This window comes from Rhodanobacter glycinis (assembly GCF_900114325.1).
In the GTDB taxonomy this organism is placed as follows: Bacteria; Pseudomonadota; Gammaproteobacteria; order Xanthomonadales; family Rhodanobacteraceae; genus Rhodanobacter_A; species Rhodanobacter_A glycinis.
The window spans coordinates 1-5,961 of the sequence record NZ_FOSR01000027.1 but is presented as its reverse complement, the minus strand read 5'-3'; the positions used below and the strand labels follow the sequence as shown (position 1 = coordinate 5,961).

The 5,961-nt window shown below is 62.3% G+C and carries 5 protein-coding genes and 1 pseudogene; all 6 read right to left on the bottom strand.

Features of this window, described 5'->3' with window-relative positions; all coding sequences use genetic code 11:
• Window positions 1-497, bottom strand: a pseudogene (locus BMY90_RS16905) (hypothetical protein); the annotation flags it as partial.
• Between the two features lie 16 nt (window positions 498-513).
• Window positions 514-795 carry an EexN family lipoprotein gene (locus tag BMY90_RS17145; RefSeq protein WP_139201796.1) on the bottom strand — a complete coding sequence of 94 codons (282 nt, stop codon included), beginning with the start codon at window positions 793-795 and terminating at the stop codon, window positions 514-516.
• Window positions 796-847: 52 nt separating this feature from the next.
• Complete coding sequence (locus BMY90_RS16895) at window positions 848-1,417, bottom strand: hypothetical protein (protein ID WP_139201795.1); 570 nt, start codon at window positions 1,415-1,417, stop codon at window positions 848-850.
• A gap of 47 nt (window positions 1,418-1,464) precedes the next feature.
• A complete protein-coding gene (locus BMY90_RS16890) occupies window positions 1,465-4,110 on the bottom strand; it encodes a T6SS effector BTH_I2691 family protein (RefSeq protein WP_092705323.1) in 2,646 nt (881 codons plus the stop codon).
• A complete protein-coding gene (locus BMY90_RS16885) occupies window positions 4,107-5,015 on the bottom strand; it encodes a DUF4123 domain-containing protein (protein ID WP_175481612.1) in 909 nt (302 codons plus the stop codon). Before BMY90_RS16885 ends, BMY90_RS16890 begins: the two co-directional genes overlap by 4 nt.
• A 1-nt stretch (window position 5,016) precedes the next feature.
• Window positions 5,017-5,961 (bottom strand): DUF2345 domain-containing protein (locus BMY90_RS16880; RefSeq protein WP_139201794.1); only part of this gene is annotated, 945 nt, incomplete at its 5' end.

The following is a 5,961-nucleotide window of genomic DNA, read 5'->3' as shown; positions in this document are numbered from 1 at the left end:
ACGCGCGCCCAGGTGCCGGCGCTGGCGTCGGCGGGAGCGTTGGCATCGCGCGGGTGATCGAGCCGGTTGGCGGCGTTGCCGCCACGCTGCCAGTGCTGTTGCACGATCACGCGATGGTCGCGATCGGTGTGGATGGGGTTGCCGCTGCCGACCACGCTGGCGCTGGGCGCGGGATGGCGGCGCAGGCCGTGGCCGTCTTCCGTGTGTGGACGATAGGTGCGCACCAGCGGCAGGGCGATGAAGGTGTTGTGGCAGAGCGGGGTGTGGTCGTTGGCGAGACCGGTGGTGGATTTGGCACGCTCACCCGCCAGGGAGAGGGATGCAAAGGCGGCCCCCAGCGCGTTTTCGACAACACCTTGCACATCGGCATCGAGGTTGTTGCGGGCTTGATGGTGGACGCGCAGGCAGACCGGCGCCTCGACACTTTGGGTGATGCCGTCTCTGCGGGTTGCCGTTTTGATCGGAAGGGTTGATGGCCCCGCGAACCATGCGCTCATGGTGGCGCGGTATTGGCTAGTCGTTCGTCTTGGGCTTGGCGCCGAACGTGGGTGCTTTCACGCCATGAATGCCCCCGCGTGCGGCCCACGTTTTGGCGTTTGCGGCGGTCGTCGCGTTGATGCAGTTCGGCGTCTTGGCCAGCTCGCCGGGGTTGGCGGCACAGCGTTGCACCATGGCGGTACGCTCGGCGTCGTGAGCCTTGTACCAGTCAGCGGACTGGGTGGCTTCCTTGGGGCTGCAGGCGGCCAGAGGCGCCATGGCCATCATGATGAGCCATGCGTGGGTGGTTGTTTTCATGCTTCGTCATTGTTGCTGTCGGCACGTAATCCGCGTGCCCGGATGGGGCAAATCAAGCCTGCTGTTTGATCTGATGCCGGTTGGCAGGTGGCTCGTATGCCGCGTAACGGTAGGTGGGCGTGTCGATGGACAGAATCACGCCGGACTTCGGTAGATAGGAAATCTCGATGGAGCCATTGCCGTAGAGCATGAGCTGGCGATAGGTCGTCAGGCCGATGCGGAAGCGGCGATGCGGTGGCGCCCGGGTTTCGTCGGGCAACCACAGGTAATAGATGGCGCCGGCCATGATGCCGAGCGCGCTGTCGGCTTGCATCTCGAAGAAGCCCACTTTCTGCAGGCGTTCGATGGTGGTTTTTTCGACGGCTTTTTGGCCGGCCTTGTAGTCGGCGGAGACGTAACGGAAGGGCCACCGGATCAACTCGGCCATTACGAAGGCGGCGATGCAGAACAAGATCGTCACTCCAAGGTAGCCGAGCGAAACACCATTGCTCCGGCTATCTGGAACAAGCGCTATAACAATAGCCACCAAGCAGATAATGGCACAGATTGCCAATGGGATTCGTGACAGAGAAAGCTGTACGCCAACATACGCATACTCTTGACATGCTAGCTTGATCTTCATGTTTTATTATTTATCATATTAATGTTTCGTAATGGTAATTTACGAACTTAGGTCGCTGCAATGGCAGATGCAAAATCTCCCTGCTCGCGTACGGAATCACTGCCGTAATCAGCAGCACCACCGAAATAACAGTGCCTGGCCCACTGCAGCGTCTCCGGATCTTTCGTAAGATCAATGATAATGCTCACAACAACAATGCACCCTGTAATGACCCATACAACAGGGCCACCGAACAGCTCGGCAGCAGTCCCGGTGGCAAGTAGCGTACCAAACGACCAACCTAAAGACGCCGTCATAGCCACCTCCATAAGAGTGCGCGCAATGTAAAGCGTCACCATGCCCAACTCGTCGTCGCTCCACGCTTTTTTAGCATTAACGAGATCCACCACTGTCGCGATTAACATCCCCACCGCGCCCGCCCCAGCACCGCCCACACTCACAAACCGCAAAAACCTCCCCGACAACTGTTCGGCCATCGGTCCCAGCAACGGCAGCTTCCGCTCGGCGGCGCCTTCGACGCTCACCTTCACCACCTCGAACGCGCTGGCCGTGAGACCGGCGTAAGCCGCCACGAGCGTGGCCATCGCGCGGTACTGCTCACTCTTGAGCGCCTTGCGCTCATCGTCCAGTGCATTACTCCAGCCCAGCACCGCGAACATCGCCGCCACCGGCGCGATGAAGCCTGGCGTTTTCATGAAGCGCAGCGCCTTGCCGGCGTAGCTGTCCACCGAAATCGGCACCGCAATGTCGCTGGGGGCGGGCGATACCAGCTTGACGCGCTCGGCGGCAATCGCCGCTTGGGTCGCGGGCGTCAGGTTGGCCAGCGCTTGCGGGTCGGCCGCGCCGGCATCCAGCAGCAGGCTCCAACTGCGCACTTTGCCGTCCAGGCTCAGGCCGGCCTGCTTCATCTCGGCGTCCAGCACCCGCATGCGGTGATCCAGCGCTTCGGCGCGGCTGGCGGCGTCGCCGGCCATGCTTAACGGCTGCAGTTCTTGCAGGTTTGCATACGCCTGCTGGTACACCTGCCGTCGGGTGCCGGTGATTTCCACCCGCCGCACCGGCATGCCGGCGTGCATGCCCAGCACGGCGATCAAGTTGTCGCCCGCCTCACCACGCTGGCGCAGCGCGTCCACGAAGGGCGCACCCAGCTCGCCGATCAGTTCGGAGACGGCGCTTTGCGCTTCCAGCGCCTTGCGCGCGTGCTCGCCCGCGTAGCGCAGGTGACCGGCCACCGCGGCGTAGGTCTCAAACAGGCCTTTCCACGGGTCGGCCTTGATCGAGCCCGATTCTGGCTTGGTGGTGGCCGCCGTGGCTGCCAGTTGTGGATGGTTGTAGGTCAACGCGCGCCACAGGAGGTTCTTCGCTGCCAGCCCCGCCTGCAACCATTGGCTGTATTGCTTGAGGCTGGCGCCGTAGCCGCCGGTGCCGAGGATGCACGCCGCGAACACGGCCGTGAATCCCGTGCCGGTATTGATGTCGTGCGGGTCGAAGTGGTGGTCGAACACGGCGGCCAGCGCGGCGCTTTTCATCCAGCCGGCATGTGCCATCGCCAGCGGCACCATCCATTGCGCGTTGTACTGGTTCGACGCGCTGTCGAATTGCTTTCGGTACGCTTGCCGCTTGCCGTGGTCGATCGCCGCCGCATAGCGCTTCCACGCCTCATCGCGCGCTTGCTTCAACTCCGCCGCACTGATGGTTTCGTCCAGGATCGGCTGCGCCATCTTGCGGTAGCTCGGCAGCAGCAGCGCCGTATTGGGCATGGGCTTGTCGCCGCCGGGTAGCATCAGCATGTCCATATGCGCCTGGCGCTTGGCCTTGAACAAGTCTTCTTCGGCCTGCCGCTCCACCGCTTGCTGGATTTGCGTCAGCTCCGCATCCACCGTGGTTTGCCGCGCATACGGCGCGCTGAATGCCGCCCAGCGGGAGTTCATGTAGGCGGGCAGCTCCTGCGCGATACCGACGGGATCTTCCAGCGCCAGCACCAGACCCTTGCCTTCCACCAGCGCTTCGCATTCCTGCTTCAGCGTATTGGCCGATTGCGGGTGGAATCCGAACGGGCTGAAATTGAAGGCGATGGTGCCGTCGATCAATGGCATGGCGTATTCGGCCACCATCATGTCCACATTCATCACCTGGAAGCTGTGCGCCGGCTGTTTGCCGCCGGGCTTGCCACCATGAAACCACGCCGTTACGTCGATATCGCGCATGTGCTTCTTGCGCACGGCAACAGAAGCGTTGTCATCGCGCACTGCTTTCGTCCACCACGCGTCAGAAAAGCCGACCCAGATTTTGCCCGCGGTCTCCGGGTCCTGAATGGTGAGCACCGAGGCATTGGCAACTTTCGTCGCATCACGGGCACAGGCTGCATGAAAGCGGTCGCCGGCAGGTGGTGTTTCGTCGGTCAACGGCACCGCCGAAAGGCAGCCCTCCTTGTCAACTGCATAGGCCTCCCAATGATGGTGCGCTTCGTAATAGACATACAGATATCCCGCTCGCAGACGTCGCCCCGTGTAGATCGTTTCTGCGGCATCGAGTGTCACTTCCGGTTTGCCGAGGTAAGGCGTAGCGTCCGGAGGTAATGCACTGAACTTGTTGTAGCCATAGGTCTTGGTGGGGGCGACACCGTAACGCACCAGCAGGAGGGGTAACCCTTTCTTCTCGCAAAACTTGCACGGCGGGATCGAGGTAGTCATTGGCACGCTCCTTGTGACATAAGATTCGCTGAATCGGGCATTGCATGGGTGGATGTTGGTGCACCGAGTGCCTCGGCAATCGCTTGCCAGTCGGCATCCGTCCACAGGTTTGCGAGACGCTGATAGCGCGCGGGATGGCCAATGCAGCTTTGCAGCAAGGCCTCAACGCGAGGGTGCTTGTCGATGGCAGCATGCCAGCGCAAACCGTGTGAGGCGAAAGCCACTGCGTCATCACGATCAACCAACTGATACTGCTCGGCCCGAATCAGTAGTTTTTCTGCACGAGACCCCCACTCGGCTGGCGCGCTGCGCCACATCGACTCGGCATTCAGCACGGCATGGATGGCACCAATGCGCTGGACACGTTGCCAGGTGGCAGCGTCCAGATGGAAGTGCAGCGTGCGTACCGCGCTTTCGGGTGCGGACTCATGCATGTACCACGCGCCACGCAACGGCATGGCCCATGCCGAGACAGGGCCGAGCAAGGCGGACATTGCCTTGTTGGGTAGCATCCACGCAAGCTGTTCGAATACCGCAGGATCGTGAGCCAGGAACAATCCGCGTTGTCCCTGCGGAAATCGAGGGGCCAGAACATGTCGAAAATGCATGACCATGCGTTCGGCATCCGCCATGGTTTTCAGCAAGGCAACGCAAAGCGATGCCCCGATGGGAGGTGACTGACTCAAGAGAAGATGGTGCAACTTGTCGTGAGTATCGCCATGAATCTTGCTCAGATCGACCAGCTTCGGGAGCTGAACTGCCTGAGCGGCAAAACTCGCTGGCGCCAGCTCGTGCAGGGAAAACTCAGCCCACGCGGCATGGGCTGAATCGTCGCCTCGCAATGGGTCGATCAGCGCGAATGCGAACGAATCCAACTGGCGATGATCGAGGTCGATACGTTTCATGTCAGCCATCCAGCATCACCACGCTTTCATGGCTGGCTGCCGCACCCGCCAAGCGAATCTGACAATCCTTGATGGTGGCTGGCTTGAGTGCGGCCTGTTCGATCTGTGTGCTCTGCCCACCCGCCATCTCCCGCTGCGCCCCCTTGAACTCCGCCTTGCCCGGCGCACCGATTTCGATGTCGCCACCCTGAATCTTGAGATAGGCACCGGCAGCGGTGAGCAGGAGGTGTTGCTTGGCGCTGGCGGTGAGGCTGCCGTCGGTGCTGGCGAGGGTGATGGCTTTTTGTGCCGCGAAGTCGGCTTGGTCCTGCTGGGCTTGCACGCTGACCTGACCGCTGGCGGCGTGCAGGGCAATCCCGGTTTGTTTGACGGGGCGGCTGCCAGCTGGTTCGCTGCCTTGCGCATACAACGCGATGCCATTGGCGGCAACGGCGCTCCATTGGCCCTGGGCGACGAAGCTGAGGTCCTGCCCGGCGCTGAGCAGAGTATCGGTGCCGCTGACCCAGACGTGGTGTTGGGGGGTGACGGTGACCAAGCCGTCCTGGCCGTGGGCGATCAGGTGGGGCTCGCTCCACGCGGTGGCGCTGCCTTCGCCGCCGCCGATGCCAGCGCCAGCTGAGCTGCCGTCACGGGTACCGGCCAGGTGCTGGCTGGTCTGCGTTTGTGCGGCGATGGCGTTGAGCTTGTCCGCGGACGGCTCGTTCGGCAAGCCGGCCTGCTGCTTTTGCGCCACGTCGGTGAGGCTTTGCGCGAGCTGGCTGGCTTGGTCGAGCATGCCGATGGGTCCGCTGGCATCCATCTGCTGGCTGCCGCTGGCGCTGGTCAACAACAGGCCAGTGCCGCCGCGCAAAGCGCCTTGCGCCAGCGTGGACAGGGCCGCGCCGTAGCCAAGATCGGCCGCGCGCTGGTTATCGTCCAGATGCTTGAAGTGGCCGAGGGTGAGGGC